The sequence below is a fragment of the Blautia sp. HCN-1074 genome, from assembly GCF_037890165.1.
GTDB lineage: Bacteria > Bacillota > Clostridia > Lachnospirales > Lachnospiraceae > Blautia_A.
In genome coordinates, this window is the sequence record NZ_JBBKBP010000004.1 from 17,412 (window position 1) to 36,688 (window position 19,277).

General features: G+C 39.7%; 16 protein-coding genes. 4 read left to right on the forward strand and 12 right to left on the reverse strand.

Translation table 11 applies throughout. The features are described 5' to 3' along the window. Nucleotides 1–36: 36 nt before the first annotated feature. The 3 genes from WKT11_RS05060 (at nucleotide 37) to aroD (ending at nucleotide 4,144) form a co-directional block, all read left to right on the forward strand. Nucleotides 37–2,037, forward strand: a complete 2,001-nt coding sequence (locus WKT11_RS05060) for an oxidoreductase (protein ID WP_340283008.1) — start codon at nucleotides 37–39, stop codon at nucleotides 2,035–2,037. A 51-nt stretch (nucleotides 2,038–2,088) separates the two neighbouring features. Continuing rightward, complete coding sequence (locus WKT11_RS05065; protein ID WP_117674808.1) at nucleotides 2,089–2,967, forward strand: shikimate dehydrogenase; 879 nt, start codon at nucleotides 2,089–2,091, stop codon at nucleotides 2,965–2,967. 415 nt (nucleotides 2,968–3,382) lie between these two features. After that, a complete protein-coding gene (gene aroD, locus WKT11_RS05070; protein ID WP_340283011.1) occupies nucleotides 3,383–4,144 on the forward strand; it encodes a type I 3-dehydroquinate dehydratase in 762 nt (253 codons plus the stop codon). 182 nt (nucleotides 4,145–4,326) lie between these two features. On the opposite strand, the gene WKT11_RS05075 is transcribed toward aroD, so the two are convergent. From WKT11_RS05075 to WKT11_RS05110, 8 genes are all read right to left on the reverse strand, one after another. Next, entirely contained in the window at nucleotides 4,327–5,646 is a 1,320-nt protein-coding gene (locus WKT11_RS05075) for an L-cysteine desulfidase family protein (RefSeq protein ID WP_117674806.1), read from the reverse strand. Nucleotides 5,647–5,717: 71 nt separating this feature from the next. Next, a complete protein-coding gene (locus tag WKT11_RS05080) occupies nucleotides 5,718–6,635 on the reverse strand; it encodes an aldo/keto reductase (RefSeq protein ID WP_340283014.1) in 918 nt (305 codons plus the stop codon). Between the two features lie 47 nt (nucleotides 6,636–6,682). Then, nucleotides 6,683–8,086, reverse strand: coding sequence for a M20/M25/M40 family metallo-hydrolase (locus WKT11_RS05085; protein ID WP_117674804.1), 1,404 nt, complete (start codon nucleotides 8,084–8,086; stop codon nucleotides 6,683–6,685). After that, nucleotides 8,067–9,614, reverse strand: coding sequence for a response regulator (locus WKT11_RS05090; RefSeq protein WP_117674803.1), 1,548 nt, complete (start codon nucleotides 9,612–9,614; stop codon nucleotides 8,067–8,069). The genes WKT11_RS05085 and WKT11_RS05090 overlap by 20 nt, the downstream gene beginning before the upstream one ends. A 45-nt stretch (nucleotides 9,615–9,659) precedes the next feature. Next, nucleotides 9,660–10,505: a carbohydrate ABC transporter permease gene (locus WKT11_RS05095; protein ID WP_029676922.1), complete on the reverse strand. Its 846-nt coding sequence runs from the start codon at nucleotides 10,503–10,505 to the stop codon at nucleotides 9,660–9,662. After that, nucleotides 10,505–11,389, reverse strand: a complete 885-nt coding sequence (locus tag WKT11_RS05100) for a carbohydrate ABC transporter permease (RefSeq protein ID WP_008704485.1) — start codon at nucleotides 11,387–11,389, stop codon at nucleotides 10,505–10,507. Before WKT11_RS05100 ends, WKT11_RS05095 begins: the two co-directional genes overlap by 1 nt. Before the next feature lie 139 nt (nucleotides 11,390–11,528). After that, nucleotides 11,529–12,779 (reverse strand): ABC transporter substrate-binding protein, encoded by a 1,251-nt coding sequence (locus tag WKT11_RS05105; RefSeq protein ID WP_242986720.1) that lies wholly within the window; start codon nucleotides 12,777–12,779, stop codon nucleotides 11,529–11,531. A gap of 22 nt (nucleotides 12,780–12,801) precedes the next feature. Beyond that, nucleotides 12,802–13,749 (reverse strand): uroporphyrinogen decarboxylase family protein, encoded by a 948-nt coding sequence (locus tag WKT11_RS05110; protein ID WP_117674802.1) that lies wholly within the window; start codon nucleotides 13,747–13,749, stop codon nucleotides 12,802–12,804. A gap of 206 nt (nucleotides 13,750–13,955) precedes the next feature. Between WKT11_RS05110 and WKT11_RS05115 the strand changes: the two genes are divergently transcribed. Further along, nucleotides 13,956–15,812 carry a sensor histidine kinase gene (locus WKT11_RS05115; protein WP_117674801.1) on the forward strand — a complete coding sequence of 619 codons (1,857 nt, stop codon included), beginning with the start codon at nucleotides 13,956–13,958 and terminating at the stop codon, nucleotides 15,810–15,812. 34 nt (nucleotides 15,813–15,846) lie between these two features. On the opposite strand, the gene WKT11_RS05120 is transcribed toward WKT11_RS05115, so the two are convergent. The 4 genes from WKT11_RS05120 to WKT11_RS05135 all read right to left on the reverse strand — a co-directional run bounded on the left by WKT11_RS05120 (nucleotide 15,847) and on the right by WKT11_RS05135 (nucleotide 19,273). After that, entirely contained in the window at nucleotides 15,847–16,125 is a 279-nt protein-coding gene (locus WKT11_RS05120; RefSeq protein WP_117674800.1) for a DUF4160 domain-containing protein, read from the reverse strand. After that, a complete protein-coding gene (locus WKT11_RS05125) occupies nucleotides 16,109–16,381 on the reverse strand; it encodes a hypothetical protein (protein ID WP_117674849.1) in 273 nt (90 codons plus the stop codon). Before WKT11_RS05125 ends, WKT11_RS05120 begins: the two co-directional genes overlap by 17 nt. Before the next feature lie 57 nt (nucleotides 16,382–16,438). Then, nucleotides 16,439–17,803: a hypothetical protein gene (locus tag WKT11_RS05130; protein WP_117674799.1), complete on the reverse strand. Its 1,365-nt coding sequence runs from the start codon at nucleotides 17,801–17,803 to the stop codon at nucleotides 16,439–16,441. A gap of 288 nt (nucleotides 17,804–18,091) precedes the next feature. Continuing rightward, nucleotides 18,092–19,273, reverse strand: coding sequence for an MFS transporter (locus WKT11_RS05135; protein WP_117674798.1), 1,182 nt, complete (start codon nucleotides 19,271–19,273; stop codon nucleotides 18,092–18,094). Nucleotides 19,274–19,277: the final 4 nt, after the last annotated feature.

Consider the following 19,277-nt stretch of genomic DNA (forward strand, 5'->3'; position numbering starts at 1 on the left):
ATAGATCCAACAGAAAATTTCAGGAGGAAAGACGTAATGAAAAGCAATTACCAGCATATTTTCACACCACTCACAGTAAAAAATATGACTATCAAAAACCGTATTGTTATGATGCCTATGGGTACAAACTACGGTGAGCAGAATGGAGAAATGAGCTTTCTTCATATCAATTATTACAAAGAACGTGCCAAGGGCGGAACAGGACTGATCATTGTAGAGAACGCAAGTGTGGATTCTCCGCAGGGTTCCAACGGAACTACTCAGCTTCGTATTGACCACGACAACTATCTGCCGCGTCTGTACAAATTCTGTGAAGAGATTCACAAATATGGTACCTGTATTGCAATCCAGATCAACCACGCGGGTGCTTCCGCTGTTTCCGCACGTACAAATATGCAGTCTGTTTCCGCATCTGATGTTCCGTCCAAAGAAGGCGGAGAGATCCCGCGTCCGTTATCAGTGGAAGAAATCCATCACATTGTAAAGAAATACGGCGAGGCTGCAAAGAGAGCCCAGGCTGCTGGTTTTGACGCAGTAGAGATCCATGCGGGACATTCCTATCTGATCAGCCAGTTCCTCTCTCCTCTTACAAACAAACGTACAGATGAGTTCGGCGGATCTGTGGAAAACAGAACACGTTTCTGCCGTATGGTCATTGAAGAAGTAAGAAAACAGGTCGGACCTTTCTTCCCGATCATGCTCCGTCTCAGCGCAGATGAGCTGATGGAAGGCGGCAACACTCTTGAGGACACTCTTGAATATCTGGAATATGTTCAGGATGAAGTTGATATCTTCGATGTTTCCTGCGGTTTAAACGGTTCTATCCAGTATCAGATCGATGCCAACTACATGAAAGACGGATGGCGTTCCTATATGCCTAAAGCTGTCAGAGAGAAATTCGGCAAACCATGTATCTCCATGGGAAATATCCGTAACCCGAAGGTTGCCGAGCAGATCCTCGCTGACGGCGATGCAGACCTGATCGGTATGGGACGTGGTCTTATCGCAGAACCTGCATGGGTAAACAAAGTAGCTACAGGCAGAGAATGTGACCTTCGCAAATGTATCTCCTGTAACATCGGATGTGCAGGAAACAGAATCGGCTTTAACCGTCCGATCCGCTGTACTGTAAACCCGGCTGTTCTGGAAGGTGATGTTTATAAGAATCAGAAAGTGAACAAAAACTGTAACGTTGTAGTAATCGGAGGCGGTACTGCCGGACTGGAAGCTGCCTGTACAGCCGCAGAAGTAGGCTGTAACACCTTCCTTCTGGAAAAGGGTGAAACTCTTGGCGGTCTTGCTTCTGTGATCTCTAAGATTCCTGCAAAGAAGCGTCTGGCTGATTTCCCGAACTATCTGATTCACAGAGCAGAGCAGCTTGAGAATCTTTATATCTTCACAAACACAGAAGGAACACCGGAAAATATCCGCAAGTTCCATCCGAACCTGATCGTAAGCTCCACAGGTTCCGCACCACTGCTTCCTCCGATCAAAGGACTTCACGACCGCATTGACAAAGAAGGCAGCAAGGTCGCTTCTATCCTGGGAATGATTAATCACATCAATGATTATCCGGAAGATATGACAGGCAAGAAGGTTGTTGTTGTGGGCGGCGGCGCTGTTGGTCTTGATGTTGTGGAATTCTTTGCAGCAAGAAATGCTGAGATTTCTATCGTGGAGATGATGGATCAGATTGGACGTGACCTGGATCCTGTTACAAAGAATGACATGAAAGACCAGATGAAGAAACATCATGTGGCCCAGCTTACAAAGACAGCTCTTCAGGAAGTAAAAGACAGCTCTTTTCTTGTAAAAGATGCAGAAGGTGAACGTGAGCTTCCATTTGACTACGGATTCGTATGTCTTGGTATGAGAGCTCAGGGACAGCTTTTCGCAGAGCTTTCCGATGCTTTTGTTTCTGATGATGTTGAGATCCTGAACATCGGAGACAGCAAACGTGCAAGAAGGATCATCGACGGAACTCTGGAAGGAAGAAATATCCTTAATACACTGACTCAGATGGGATACCTTCAATAAAAACCTTTACAACAAAATACTTTACAACAAAATACAAAAGGGGATATTATAATGGCTGAAAGAATTACCGGACATACTGAATTAATCGGTCTGATGGCTTACCCGATCCGTCACTCCAGCTCTCCTGCAATGCAGAATGAGGCTTTTGCAAAACTCGGGTATGACTACGCTTACCTTGCTTTCGAGGTTGGCGCAGATGAAATTGAGGATGCAGTAAAAGCAATCCGTACTCTGAAAATGAGAGGATCCAATGTTTCCATGCCTAACAAAACTCTGGTTGGAAAATACCTGGATGAGCTTTCTCCTGCTGCAGAATTATGCGGTGCGGTTAACACAATCGTAAATGACAACGGCCATCTTACAGGTCATATCACTGACGGTATCGGATTTATGTCTGCCCTGAAAGATAATGATATTGACGTGATCGGAAAGAAAATGACCATCGTCGGTGCAGGTGGTGCTGCTACTGCTATCGAAATCCAGGCTGCTTTGGACGGCGTTGCTGAGATTACAATCTTCAACCGCAAGGATGAATTCTGGGATCGTGCAGTATCCACAGTAGAGAAGATCAACACAAAGACATCCTGCCATGCAGTTCTTTATGATCTGGCAGACCTTGATAAACTGAAAGCTGAGATGGATGACAGTTTTATCTTTGTCAATGCTACAGGTGTGGGAATGAAACCACTGGAGGGACAGTCCGTTGTTCCGGACAAATCTTACTTCCGTCCTGAGCTGGTCGTTATTGATGTTCCTTACTCTCCGCTGGAGACAAAGATGCGTTCCATGGCAAAAGAGGCAGGGTGCAAGACAATGAACGGTCTGGGAATGATGTTATTCCAGGGCTCTGCTGCATTTGAGTTATGGACAGGCGAACCAATGCCTATTGAACATATGAAAGAGATTCTTCACATCTCCTATGATGACTGATACCTGATGGTATCTTCAGTAATGATATCTTATATTGTGATGCAGAACAGATCATTTCACCGATCTTTCCACACATAATATTTGATATATACCGCTTTTCGGCGTACTGCAGGAGATGTACTGATATATTTACTCCGCGCAGAATGTGCATATCCTGCAGTTTGCTTTCAGGCGTGTATATGTATAGAATCAAAAGCCTGTTGATCAGGCTTATGTTACGGTTATTCTTATAATAGTTCTATGAAATACTGCGGATGCGGCTTATATTATAGCAAATCCCAGTCTACTGTTTATTGCTTTTTGCAATTAAACCAGAGGATTACCTGATTGGGTTAAAGCAAAGAATTTACCTGACCGGATTAGGTTCAGTATTTCACAGAACTTCCAATATAACAGAAAATATGAGGATAAACAGATGAACACAGTTCAGGTAAAAAACACTGTGATCGGTGAAGGCAGACCTAAAATCTGCGTTCCCATCGTAGGAAGAACAAAAACAGACATTCTCGAAGAAGCAAAAAAGATTACCACTCTTCCGGTTGATGTGGTTGAATGGCGTGTTGACTGGTTCGATGATGTCTTTGCTACTGAGAAAGTATTAGAGACCGCTAAAGAACTTCAGGAAGTTTTAAAAGACATTCCTGTTCTCCTTACATTCCGTACTTCTAAAGAGGGCGGTGAGAAGGATATCTCTGTAAGTGATTATGCTGCTTTAAATATTGCAACTGCACAGAGTGGTTATGTAGATTTAATTGATGTAGAAGCATTTACAGGCGATGATGTTGTAAAAACAATTATCAACGCTGCTCATGAGGCAGGTGTGAAAGTAATCGCTTCTAACCATGATTTCTTTAAGACTCCGGAGAAGGATGAGATTATCAGACGTCTTCGCATGATGCAGGATTTCGGTGCTGATATTCCGAAAATGGCAGTTATGCCGATTTGCAGGCAGGATGTTCTCACACTTCTCAGTGCTACTCTGGAAATGTCTGAGAAATATGCAGACCGCCCGATCATTACCATGTCCATGGCAGGAACAGGCGTTATCAGCCGCCTGACAGGTGAGACATTCGGTTCCGCTCTCACCTTCGGCGCTGCTTCCAAAGCTTCCGCACCGGGACAAATCGGTGTGAATGAATTAAAGCAGGTGCTGGATATTATTCACAGCAGTCTGTGATCTGTTGATGAATGATGTGATATCAGATGTTATTCTTGCCTATAGTCGCCTGGTATCACTCATATCCGGCAACAGATGATTGCTATCCCATGAGATATACGGCAAATAAATATTTGCTCAAATAATACTCCTTAAAATTCCCATGACAAAGAACCTGTCGAAACCTGACAGGTCCTTTGTTTTTATACTTTTTTCTGATCGATCATCAAATTCAGGATTGTAACATCTGTATCTTTCATTCCAACTCTTCCTACGTATCCCATATTTCGGATTGTATCCTCAACATTATCACGTACCAATCCCTCGCCTGCCTGAAAACAATGATCTGCATCCTCCAGAGCGTATGCCATAATTGCTGCATCTACTGCTGAAGCGATTTTAGCAGCACATGAAGACTTAGCTCCATCACATACAATGCCACTTGTATTTGCAAGAGCATTTGTGATTGTTTTAGATATTGCATTGTAATCACCACCGTTTAACCAGGATATGGCAGCTCCTGCTCCACATGCGGCACTTACTGCTCCACAGTAAGCTGACAGACTTCCAATATAAGTTTTCTGGTGAATCGCTATTAAGTTGCTTACAACCAGTGCACGATACATTTTCTCTTTAGAAACTTTAAGTTCTCTGGCGTATTCGATGACTGGTAGAGAACAGGTCATTCCCTGATTTCCGCTCCCGGAATTAATAACTACTGGCATAGAGCATCCATTCATTCTTGCATCAGATCCAGCTGCCGCCTTTGCTCTGGCACGTACTTTAACATCATCACCATATGCTCGAAGCAGGGTACGTCCCACTTCTGCTCCGTAATGATTACGCAGACCTTCTTCAGAAATTGCTGTATTCATGGCAATCTGGCGTCCTATGACTTCCTCTATCTCTTTTATATCCACAATTTCTGCAAACTCCAGAATATCTGCTACATTCAACAAATCTCTTTTATCCTGTTTTTTCTCTGTTTTTTTCTGCTGAAAGCCCCTCTTTTCCAACAGTATCTCATCGTCTTTTTTGATTAGGACAATATTCGTATGTTTATTTTCTATAACCACAACTGCTCTATGTCCATTTTGTGTAAGTTCTGCACGGATATAAAGATTCTCTACTCCTTCTTCAAGATAACATGTACAGAATTGTGTTTCGAGAAGTTTTGCTGTCTGAATGCGTTCAGTTTCTGTAATTCCTTCCAGTACTTCCAGTTTTCGTTCTGCCTGACCACCAACCATTCCAAGAACTGCAGCAGCTTCAATGCCCCTCATTCCTCCTGAATTTGGTACTGTAACACTTTTTACATTTTTTATTATATTTCCACTGCAATAAAGATTTAAATGTCCATCATATTTTTTATTTCCATCATCATCTGTTTTTATCACTTTTTCCAGCACAGAAGCTGCTGTTGCTGTTGCATATGCAATCGCAATAGGTTCCGTACATCCCAGAGCAGGAACAAGTTCTTCTCTGAGAATCTCCAGATAACTCTCATACACTTTTTTTTCCATGAATGCGCTCTCTCTTCTCCTAACTGTCAAGCAAAGTTCTTTACCATCTAATTTAGATGATATGTTTTTTCTTACGGCAGCATTTTTCCTGCTGCAAGATAAATTTCATACCATTCTTCACGGCTCAGAACAATATCGGATGCTTTACTTATATCCTGAATTCTTTTCAGATTTGTACTTCCTACAATTGTCTGGATTCCTGCAGGATGACGCATAATCCACGCAACTGCGATTGCATTCTGTGTTACCCCATATTTCTCTGCCAGACGATCTAACACATTATTCAGTTCCGGAAATTTCTCGTTTCCAATAAATATTCCTTCAAACATTCCATACTGGAACGGAGACCATGCCTGCAATGTCATTTTCTTCAGTCTTGCATACTCGATAATACCACCATCACGATTACATCCTGCATCATTATGTATGTTTACATTTAGTCCTGCATCAATAGTTGGACAGTGAACTGCTGAAAACTGTATCTGATTAATACAGATTTTTCCACCACAGTATTGATTTAATAATTCAATCTGCATCGGATTGTGATTGCTTACACCAAATGCTTTTACTTTTCCGCTTTTTTCCAGAATTTCAAATGCTTCTGCTACCTCTTCCGGCTCCATCAACGCATCTGGACGATGAAGAAGTAATATATCTACATAATCTGTTTTTAAACGTTTCAAACTTCCATCTACAGAATTCAGAATATATTCCTTTGAAAAATCATAACAGATACCCGGACGTATGGCACATTTTGTCTGAATCACCATCTTTTCACGCAACTGAGGTGTCAGCGCATTTCCAAATACCGTTTCGGCTTCTCCGCCTGCATAAATATCTGCATGATCAAAAAAGTTAATTCCACACTCCAGTGCTCCTTCAGTCAGACTCCTTACCGCTTTTTCATCAGATAAACCTGTAATTCTCATGCATCCAATTCCAATTCTTGATACATTGTTTATTTTGTCACTAATCTGAAACATTTTCATTTTTTGTATCCTCCTGTATTATACTTAATTTATGTATTTCTCTTTAGTTAACGTATTTCTTTTATTCTTTTGTCCAGTTTTTTAAGTGCAAAAACATATATTTTCACTGCATTCTTCAGATTTTCAAACAATTCCGCTTCATCTGCACAATGACAGTTTCCATGTCCTTTTGGAAGTCCGAGCCTGTCTAGATTTCGCTCCTGTCCAGGGCCAAATGCCACTGCATTGGGAATTTTCCTCGCATAAGTTCCTCCTCCCATAACAAACGGTCTGCCTTCAAGACCTGTAACCTCCCTCCATGCTTCCATCAGAGTCTGTATGAAAGGCTGTTCCGGATTCATATAATATGGTCTGCTGTCTTCAATACCAATGATGCGAATTCCTGATTTAGCAGCTTCTGTTTGCAGCTTCGGAAGAAAATCTTCTGTTTTTTTAGTAACTGGATAACGGATGTCAATCACTATTCTCAAATGTCCTTCGTGCAGAAATGCCTGACCTATATTGCATGTCAGTCTACCAGAACATTCATCAGAACAACAAATTTCTGTTTTTTCCCCATAACCGCCTTCTGAAAGTCTCTCCACAAATTCTAATGCTCTTTTTGTCTGTTTAGGAAAATTTTGCATTTTCAACTTTCCACAAAGTATACCTATTGCATTTTGAGTTCCATCCGGGAAAGCTGCATGTCCACTGATTCCCACTGCTGTTTCTTCGCTCTTTTGTCCTATTTTGTTCTCCGCAACCGCATGAGCAAAAGACGGCACGCTGTTAGGCGCAGTCCCTCCGTCAAATTCCAGAATCCCCTCTACTGCACTAACAGTTTCCATCAACACAATACAATGTCCTTTTTCTCCGCAACATACGGGAAATCCACAATCAGCAACAAAAGAATATTCCGGTGCTTTTTTGTATTTCAGATAATATTCTACATCTGTCATACCGCTTTCTTCTTGACATCCAAGAATCTGCCTTACTTTAATATTATTCAGAATTTCTTTTTCCCTGCAATATTTCATTGCATATAAAACAGCAACTGCAGGACCTTTATTATCCTGTACTCCACGCCCAATTAAATAGCCATCCTTTTCTGTACACGTATAGGGCGGATATATCCATCCTTTTCCTTCCGGAACTACGTCCAGATGATTCCATATTCCAATCTCAACATTCCCTTTGCCTGTAGCAATAGTCAGACAGTGTCCGTCTATATCTTCTGTCTCCATCTGTTCTCTCAATCCAAATGCTCGCATCTGTTCCAGTGCTTCCCTGCATTTTTTTCCATATGGTGCCCCCGGAATTGCATCCTGCTGATCAGCAATACTCGGGATTCTGATCAATGCTGCAATATCTTCTCGCATCTGATCTTCCTGTCTGGAGATCCATTGTTCTAATAATTCCATATCAAGCTGTGGCTTATTTTCTTCATTCCATTCAACTTTCCCTGGATTCATTTTCACTTCCTCCATTTTTCAGAAATATTCGGTATTTCTTTGGCGTCATTCCTGTTTCCTGCCGGAAAATACGTATAAATTGTGAGGTGTCGTTATAACCCGACATCAATGCAACATCTGTTACGGACCATCTCGCATCAGCCAGAAATTCCTTAGCATGACAAATCCGAATCATTCGCAGAAATGCAGAAAAACTAATTCCTTTCTTCTCAGCAAATAAATGGCTGATGTAACTCTGATTCATGAAAAATACATTTTCCGCAAGATTCCGGATTGTAATGTCCATATTGTAGTTATTGACTGCATATTCGCTCATCTTCTCCACAATGTCCATTCCCGTATTGGTCAACTCGTCTGATTGTTTCTGCGGCTGCATATGACAAATATTTTCCGCAATCCTCCTGAGATAGCTTTCAATCTCCAAAACAGAATCAAACTTCAAAAAACCTTCTGACAGATTGTCTAATTCTTTATCATGATTTTCCATTCGAATCGTTCTTCGGTATATAAGGATAATCTGTGAATACAAAAGTTCCAGACATTCTATTCGGATTGGGAGAACTTTCTCAATATCTTTAAAAAGTTTATCCAGCGTTGTCCCTGTTTTGCCTTCATTCCCTTCCTTTAGATATTGTTCCAGTTCTCTTTCTATTCCTTTTTCAAGGTAATATTCTGAAAAATCTTCCTGCTTTATTTCCTTCGCAAAAATCAGAGATTCCCCTTTGTAAATTCTGCTCTTTACTGCAGTAACCGCTTCTCTAAAAGCATCTAAAACAGAATCTTTTGCACCATACACATTACTGATTCCCATCTTAACCTGGGAATCCTCTTTCTCCAGCAGTTTTCTGATACGTCTCCAGAAAAACAGCATATCACCCTCCGGTTTTACAAGCAGTATCCACATATCCGGTTTCAATTCTACAAACCGAATCTTCGTCAGCATGATACTTCCGCAGCTTTCTTCCAATTCTGTAAGAAAGATTTCCTGTCTCGGCTTATCATGAAGAAACAGGAAAACACCTAGCTGATATTTCGAAAACACTCTTTCAAACATATTTTTCTCTATAAAACCGGAATATTTTGATTCCTGAATACTGTTCAAAATATATTGTGTTGCCATATCTTTTCTGGATAGCAAAGCTTCTTTTCGTTCTATTTTATGCTGAGTGACAAACTTATTCAGACATTCTGTCAGAGCCGTATCGTCAATTGGTTTCAGTAGATAATCTGAAGCTCCATTTACAATTGCACTGCGAGCATATTCAAAATCAGAGTAAGCACTCAGAATAATTACTTTTATTTCTAATTCATTATTGCGGATCTCCTGAAGAAGCTGTATCCCATCCATTTTAGGCATACGAATATCTGTCAAGACAAGTTCTGGTTTATATTTTTCGCAAAATTCCCAGCCTTCCTCTCCATTAGATGCCTCCGATATCTCAAAAAGTCCATCCTGATCATATTTTTTGATTTGTCTTATCATGGCTTTTCTTGCATAAAATTCATCTTCTACAACCAGCACCTTCACTTTTCATGATTCTCCTTTCGCCCGCAATATACTACTTCTACAGGATCAACCTTTTACAGATCCTGCTGTCAGTCCTTTGACTATGTATTTCTGTCCCATACAATAAATGATCAACATAGGCAACATAGCAAGTAAGTATGCCGTAAACGCCATTGTATAGTTAAAAGAATATTCTGTCTTAAAATTATACTGAAAAAGAGGAAGTGTCCAAATAGCCTGTGAACGGTTTAAAATTAGTAAAGGGAGCATAAAGTCATTCCAGATCCACAAAGTATCCATGATCAGCAACGTAGAAATCATAGGCTTTACCAGAGGAAGTACTATTTTTACATATGTCTGAAATACACTGCAACCGTCAATCTGTGCAGACTCCTCAATTTCGTAAGGAAGACCTCTGATATAATTTACAAACAGAAATACTCCCTGCGTCAGGCCAAATGCCGCATACAGAATAATCAGTCCCGCATGATTAAGCATATTTAACTTTGACATCATTTTGGTTACAGGCAACAATACTACCTGCGACGGAACAAATAACCCCATCATAATATAAAAATAAATTGTTTTGTAATACTTCCGGTTAAAGTTTCTTGCAATAGAATAAGAAACAGACGGAACAAAAATCAAAATCAAAATGATGGATATTACTGTTATTTTAAATGAATTTTTCAAAAAAATCCAGTAATTACTGTTAGTAAACAACTCAATATAATTTTCCAGATTCAGTTTTGAAGGAAGCGCAAAGAAATTTTTTCCGGCCTCCTCCAATGTTTTAAATGAGTTGATCAGCACCATCCAAAGAGGGCATAAAATCAGGAGTAATCCACCGATCAAAATAATATTTCTAAAAAAAAGCCATACTCTTTCGTCATTTCCTGCTTTTATCTTCATCAGTCCGTCCCTCCTTTACTTGTCAGTTTCAACTGCGTAAGTGAGAATATCGCAACAATCACAAATAATATACATGCTTCTGCATTTGCCATGGAAAATCGCATATTTTTAAACGCATCATTATATATCAGAATTCCTATTACTTCTGTTGCCCGGACAGGTCCACCTCCGGTAAGTGCGTACGGAAAATCAAATGAGGTAAATCCCTGTTTAATTGTAAGTATAAGATTTACTGTTACTGTTGGAAGCAAATAAGGAAATGTAACATACCTGAAACGCTGAAAAGCTGTGGCACCATCAATTTTGGCAGATTCATACTGCTCTTCTGGAATCTGCTGCAAACCGGCTATAAAGATTACCGTTGGCATCGCAACCGCCTGCCATATCTGTACAAATACAACTGCAGGCAACGCCGTATCTCCAGACATCAGAACGCTGTTAGATAACCAGGAAATTCCCAGTGCTTTCCCGATTACCGGAATCACTCGATAATAAATCTGATCCCAGATCAGTGCAATTGTAACACCACCAATCATTGCCGGAACAAAATACACGGATTTTACTAATGTCTTAAACTTTTTCAGTGAATTCAGTGAAATTGACAAAATCAGTGATATTACAATTACACCAATCACCAGCAATACACTGTAAATCACCGTTGTTTTTATAGCATTCCAAAAGTTCGGATTTTTGAGCAATATCTTATAATTCTTCCACCCGATAAAATTCATTTTCTGAGCCATTCCATCCCAGTCTGTAAAACTGTATCGAATACCATTGATTACAGATACCACATAAAAAAATGTATAAAGCACTACCGGTATCAGTGTAAACAGAAAAAACGTCACTCTGCCCGATAACTTTTTTCTTTTTGTATTATTCATATAGCACTCCTCTTAAAAGGCTTTGTTTATTATTATCAAATCCAGGTTCAAAAAAAGATTGCTGCCAATGAATCATTATTCTTACGCAGCAATCTTTTTTGAACGTATACGGTTTTTCTACATTGAGCCGTTTAATATTTTACTGTGCGCTTGAAATTTCAATTGATGCATCCATGTCTTTCATAACTGCATCTACATCTTTATTTGCCCAGAATCCCTGCACTACATTATAAAGGTCAGTAGTTACATTGTTATCAATTGTAGACGCCATCCAGTCATGTGTTTTTCCGGCATTAATCATATCTACCATAGGTTTGATTCCATCATCATTGCTTGTAACACCTGTGATACAGGATGGTGCACCGTCATTATCGCAGAATATCTGTGCATTTTCAGGATCAGCAAGATAAGAAAGGAATCTATATGCTGCATCTTTTTCCTTATCACTTGCCTGTGCAGATACACAAATTGCAGCATCAATACCGGATAAGCACTTAGTATCATCATAAGTATCATTTGGAAGTGGGAATACACCAATTTCCAGATTCGGGTTAATAGACTGGATAGTTCCTCTCGCATAAGAACCTGTAATCGTCATTGCATATTCACCATTTACAAAGTTTTCGTAACATGTTGTATCAGAAAGTGCCAGTGCATCTTCATTCGCATAGGAAAGAAGTGTGTTCATCTTTTCAAATACATTTTTAAATTCTTCGTCTCCTTCAATTTTTGCCTCTCCGGAAACAACTTTTCCGATAGTTTCCACACCATCCGGTGCCCATGCAACAGTTGCTGCCTGGAACAGATGTCCTACACGTCCCGGATCTTTTCCATGCATTCCAATAGGAGTAATTCCTGCCTCTTTTAACTTATCACATACTGCAGTAAACTCTTCCCATGTAGTCGGGATTTCTAATCCATTATCTTCAAAGGTCTTTTTGTTATAGTAAACTCCAATATAGTTTCGGCTGTAAGGAAGCGCATAATATCCACCATCTTCCTGTTTTGTCATTTCCAGTGCGGATTCATTGACGTTTTTTAGGAAATCCTGATCAGAAAGATCCTGTACATATCCATTGGCAACTTTCTGTTTAAACTGTGTCTGTGTTGGATAATCGGAAAAAATCACCGGAATATCACCAGAAGAAATTCTGGATGTAAGAACTGTTCCTGCATCCGGAACTGTATTCATTTCAATCTCTATATCTGAATTTTCTTTATTGAACTTATCAATAATCTCCTTATATCCCTTTTGAGGTCCTTCTTCTCCCTTCTGCTGAAAGAATTCAATTTTTAATGGTTCATCTGCCATTGCTGCTGTTGCAGGTAACATACATGCTGTCATTGCCATTGTTGCACAAAGTAATGCTGCCAAACTCTTCTTACCCATAATATATTTCTCCTTTTACTTTTTATTTCTTGTATGCATGTGCCGCTTCCACTGCTGTTTTAATCAGATCAAGGCTGATATTTTCGCCCTGAATCGTACAGTCAGCTCCTATCATAATTCCTTTTGTTCCAAACGCGTCCAAAATTCCTTTTACTTCTTCTCGGATTGCATCTTCAGAGCCATTCAATACATTACCCTTATTATTCATTCCACCAAGAATCGCGCTGCTGTAAAGTTCACGTCCCTGCTCCAGACTGAAATGATTATCTTTCACTGACCAATTAATCAAATCAGCCGGATAATTCTTAAACCATTCTACATGTGTTTCAAACTGATATTCCGGTTCACCGCAAATATGAAGAATATTATATTTCTCTGGCATTTCCTCTGCTACTTTTAAAATCTGAAGATCATATGGGCGCACAAGTTCTTCCCATTCATTTTTTTCAAATCTTCCGATTTCACCAAACTGTGCAGAATAATATATGCCATCTGCTCCTGCCTCCAGATATCCCTTTGTCCACTCTTCCAATGCATCTGCAATAATCTTAACACCAGCCGCAACTGCCTCTGGAGCTTCTTTACTGTATTTCATCAGAACATCATCACCAAAAGTCATAGATGCAGCTTTAAAAGGTCCAAACATTGTCTGGAAGATCAAAACATCTTTACCTGCTTCTTTTCTTATTCCTCTTATGATCTCTGCCATTTTTGCAAATTCTTCAGAGTCTGTTCCTTTTACCTGGATATGGTACCAGTCATCCGCGCAGGTTATCTTTCCAGAAATCGGATATGGGTAATCCTGCATAATTTTAATAATATCCATATCTGTAGTTCTGAATAATTTCATATGCTCATCAATCATCTGCTGCACTGTATAATCTGATTTATAATGAAACCAGAATCCAGCCGGAATCATATCCACCTGCTCTTTTTTCATTACTGCCAGTACACGCTCTTTCTTTGTCATCTTTCTCTAACCTCCAGAATTTTCTACTGTCTTCTACTTTGCAAAGTTCCCTGACCGTTGAAAACAGTATAATAAACTTCTTTTCAAAAAAATAGAAAGATTGTTTTATAAAAATAGAAAATTTCTTAGGATATTTTCTATTTTTTGTAAAAAATACATGTTATAATTCTTTAAAAATATTCTATCACAAATATCTGGAGGTTTTTATGAAAAAAATACATCAGTTATCTTTTCGTATGCAGATTTTTCTGTCATCACTTATTCTTGTTATTTTTCCAACGGTTCTTCTAAGCACAATAAATGCCATTTCAAAAACCAGTACAATTACTTCAGAATATAATACGTCTACTGCTGCAACACTGACGCAAATGAACCAGTCTCTTGATACGCTTCTTGAAAATGCACTAAAAATAGCAGATACTCCGCTTCTCAACGATGACGCACGTAAAGCCATGATAACTAATTACGAAAAAGATTATCTGTCATATGCTCAGGATTTCAATGTTTTTCGAAATTTAATGCGCCAAACAAATCAATTGAACAGTTCTATGCTTACCGTCTATTTTCAAAATAGATACGGTTACTCTTTTGAATACAATGTAAAGACATCGCAGCAGCGTCATACAATTGAATCTAATATGAAAAAATGGAAAAAACTAGCTGAAACTTCTAAAAACCGGACATATTTTGCCCCTCTGCAGACAGACTCCAGTACCGGACACAGTATTCTTCCAATGGTCAAAATTTTACTGGATAGATACGATTATCGGGAAACAGGACTATGTTATGCAGAAATAGATTTTACTCCAATTATGGAAATCCTATCTTCATCCTGCGAAACACAAAACACACTTTTAATCTATAATGCTGATAATAAACTTACATGCACAATTAATCTTGCATCTTTTTCAAAAGCAGATATATCTTCTTCTGTTTTGTCCAAACTTGAAGACTTCAGCAATACTCTAACTTCACAGGATGCAATCGATCAAAGTACTCTGAAGACATCTCTGGGGCAGTTTGTAATTAATGGATGCATTAATTACACTACCCAGTGGCATATTGTTCAGATTATAAGTAATGAAAAAATCACTCACACTTTTCATGACACTATCATCAGTTACCTGGGGATTTTTCTATTCTGCGCATTGCTTGGACTTATCCTAGCAATTTTCCTGTCCAGAATACTTACCCGTCCGGTTTCCAATCTATGTCATGAAATCGATATTTTGGATCCTTCCGATGGAGCACAGATTGATCTGAAATCCTGCGGTTCCAATCAGGAATTGTGTAAACTGATTGACAGCTTTAATGGAATGAGCCAACGTCTCTTTCTAAGTCTGAAACAAAATTATGAAATTCAGATTGCCGAACAACAAATGCGGGTCCAAATGTTGCAATTTCAGATAAATCATCATTTTCTCCATAATACTTTAAATGTTATCAAGTCACTTGCCGAAATTCATAATGTACCTGAGATTGAAACCATTGCTACCTGTATGTCTGAACTTGTACGGTATAATCTGGAAAAATTTCCTGTTGCAACTCTTCAGGAAGAACTCCAGCAGGTACAGCGCTATATGACTATCCAAAATATACGCTTTCCCGGAAAATTCTGCTATGATATTAATATCCCTCCGGAATTTCTGCAGATGAATCTTCCTGTATTTTTGTTCCAGCCACTTGTAGAAAATAGTGTGGAACATGGTTTTTCTAACAAAGAAAATGAATGTTATATCAGCATTTCCTGTCAACTTGAAAACGAATTACTTCATTTTCTGGTTGCTGATAACGGAAGCGGAATGTCGCCGGAACAATTAAAAGTTTTACAGGATTGCAACAAAACTTCTCCAAAAGGGCATCACTCCATCGGACTTGCAAATGTAAATCAAAGGTTACGCAGTTATTATGGAGAAGAATATGGGCTTTTGGTAGACAGTATACCTGGCGAAGGTACTATTATTGATATTGTACTGCCTTCCTCAGCCATTAATATAGAGCCTTCTTTTTTTCAACCTGAATTATCCAGAACCGTATCTTTGTCTCAGAATCCTTCACAATAATAAAAAAATACCAGCAAATAAAAGCTGGTATTTTTTAACAAAAATATCGAATTTCTCCAAAACGGTTTAACCACTCATCAATAATATCGGAACTATTGGCTTCTATCATTCTCATTAACCTTTTCAGTATCTTTTCCGGAATTTTAGAATTATTATTGCTGAGAATAGTTTTTCCAGTACTGGTAATCCATATTTTAGTAGCTATTGCACTGGCTCTTCCTTCTGATATCTGAACATAAATTGGTTCTAAGGGATCTCCTTCATTGGACCAAAAATAAATACTATATGGTCCAATCCTAAGAATTTGCGGCATTTAAAATGCCTCCTTCCTGCGAAAATTCAATAATAAGATGAGCATTATTTCTGATTAACTGCTTAAAATATGCCATCTCGGTATCGGAATATCCTTCAATATCCTCCCACCTATAATCAGGAAGCCAGCATGTAGCATTGTGGAATCCTCCAAATTCATCAGGAGTTTCTATATAGACTTTTACTTTCCCATCTGCTTTCATTTCCGAATGAGTAATTTCTGTATCATCATTCAATGTCATAAACGAATACATCATAATTGCATTCATCCCTTCTTCATTTAATTTACCTGATTATAGCACAGATTTCATTAATCATCTATGGTTTTTCTCAAAGGGGTTCCAGTTGGACAGAAAAATATTCAGTCCGAAGCCTACTGCCAGAGCCCATGCAGATGCCCATGCGGTTCCCTGAGTTGCGAGGACTGCTGCCATTACGCCTGCGATCATCTTGTCTCTGTCGCTCTTGCAATAATCCATACCAATTCTCGCACATACAAATGCCTGGAACATCAGAGTAATGGAAGATCCTACTCCAAAAATGGGGCGGAAGAAGCTTACTACCGGGATAATAAGCACGCTTAAAAATGTCGCCAGACGGAAAGAGGACATTCCTCCAAGAAGGGATTTCATTGCTTTCTTTCCTTCTTTGTATCTCATAGATACAGATACAGTCATCCCTACCCATAACGGACCGGAAAGTGGCGGAAATGGTGCAATGATGGAAAGAATCAGGTTTCTCAGACCGCTGATCATATTGGAACGGCTGGAATTGAAATCAATGTATTCATCATCACGAGCCTGCCGTGCTTCTGTAACCAGGGTTTCTGTTGTGACAAAATCACCAAATGCGATAACATAGCATACCAACGCAAGTGGTAAAGCCTTAATATACATAGAAAGCGGCGGGATACCCACACCAAAAATACTTACCTGATCAATAATCTCTTTAAACTGTGGAATCTTGATAAAAGTTCCGATCTCTAGACCTGGTTTGTCCAACTCTCCTACAAGAAGTCCCACCACCATAGCAATCAAGTACGGGAACAGATTTCCATATCTGGCAACCAGATCAAGGAATTTGTTTGTCTTTCTTTTCTCCTGATATTTGTCTGAGAAACTGATCAGGATCAGAAGTCCTACACCTGCCACAATTGCAAGTGGATATTTGTGCATGTTTCCGCCCTCTCCCAGCTGTCCTGCCATAACCGTAACAGGCGCTGCGAGGAGAATTCCACCTTTGACAGAATCGGGAACTGCGTGGACAAATTTATCTGCCAGTTTGGTCACACCCATGAAGATGAATACCAGACCTACCAGCATCTGTAATGCGATCATTGCCTGTATTCGCTCTTTTCCCATAGGGAAACCTTCCAGGAATACAATAGTTAATGGCAGTGTCGGTGTGATCCAGCCCGGTACGACCGGATCGCCCAGCAGACTGTGTAACAGGTAAAGAAATGTCTCAATGATTACACAGCTCCATGCCAGTTCATAAGGAAGCCCCAGATACTGCTCCAGATATGGAACAGCAGCCAGTGCCGTAACGCCCAGGATCAGACCCTGAATGAACTCAACAGATTCTATCTTATAGTGTATAAAAGGAAGTCTTATCTGAAATGGTCCAAAGGGGATGTAGGGCAGTTCATTTTCTCTTCTTTGCGCTCTTGTATGTGCCATACAATTTCTCCTTTAACATTATTTTGTTAGAATTTAGCAACTATTCAGCAACCTCCCGGGATAGCAGATTATTGAATATTTACAGAATATTTCTATATTTCAGCGTATGCTTTCTATCTTTTTTGTTAATTTTTAGACAATCGTCGCTTAAATGAAATCCAATCCGCTCAGAAACACATCCGAGCTGGGTTGGATTTCATTTCTCTCATGGGGTTAATTATTGACTTCTTATTTCAGCCACTATCGTCATAGCGTGTCTGAAATTGCTTTAATAAACTTGCTATATTTCTAAGCTTCTTTGTTTTTCTTTACAAAGATTGCAAGTAAAATACCTGCCACAGTAACACCTGCATTCAGAAGAAGGATCATTCTCGGGGCTCCTTCTCCGCCTACCTTAGTGATGTAGCTTGCAAGGCTTAAGATCGTGTAGTTAGCAATACTGGACGCGATCATTACCATGGAAGTTGCTGTCGCTTTGTTCTCCGGGAAGAACTCTGCAGTTGTGGAAGTAGCCAGCTGAAGAACACCGCCTGCTCCTGCAAAACCGATTGCAAATCCACCGATCAGACACATGGTCGGGCTCTGGATAAAGTAGCACAGTAACAGTGTGACAGTGGAAATTGCCGGATAAAGAATCAGGATGTTGATCTCTTTTAAACCTTTCTTGATAAGAACAGAGGAGCAAAGGATTGCTGCGAATGTTCCTATTGCATAGAAGGACTGGATCTTACCAGCCTGATCACTGGTCATTCCGTATAACATACCAAGTTCTTTGTTACAGTTTAGCCACAGCATAAATGTAGAAGAACTTGTAAATCCGATCAGGATCGCTGCCAGTGCAGCCGGTGTGATTTTTAATTTGCTCTTTGTCTTCTGTCCTGCGGCTGCTGTCTTGTTTCCTCTTTCCGGGAATGGGAGGAAAAGGATCAGGATACCATCGATAAAGATTGCAACACCTGCAACGATAAAGATCGTTCTGTAGGACATGTTTGCTGATGCGACAGCTCCGATCATATATGGCAGTAAGAACTGGCTGATACACATGGAGAATTTTGTAAACATGTTCGCTACGGAAGGATTATTTACATAAATTTCCATACAGGTCGGGCTTACGCAGGTATCCAAAAAGGAGTTTGCGATACCACCGATGATAGCAAATGCATAGGCAACACCCATGTTAGGTGCATAAGCGATTCCCATGAAATATGCTGTATAGCACAGAACACCAATGATACCGCTTAATCTACGTCCGAATTTATCAGAGAGAGGTCCGGAAAATGGCAGGGAAATCAGACGTCCAAGTCCCAGTGCTGCGATAACTGCTACAACACCGCTGATTTCAGATCCCCATGCTCCGGAAAGTTCCGGCTTGTACTGTCCCATAATGGACGCACCAAAACCGTGAATAAAATAAGTAAAGTACAACGCAATGGAAGTAACCACTAAATTTGTTTTCTTAGTCTTTCCCATTTCT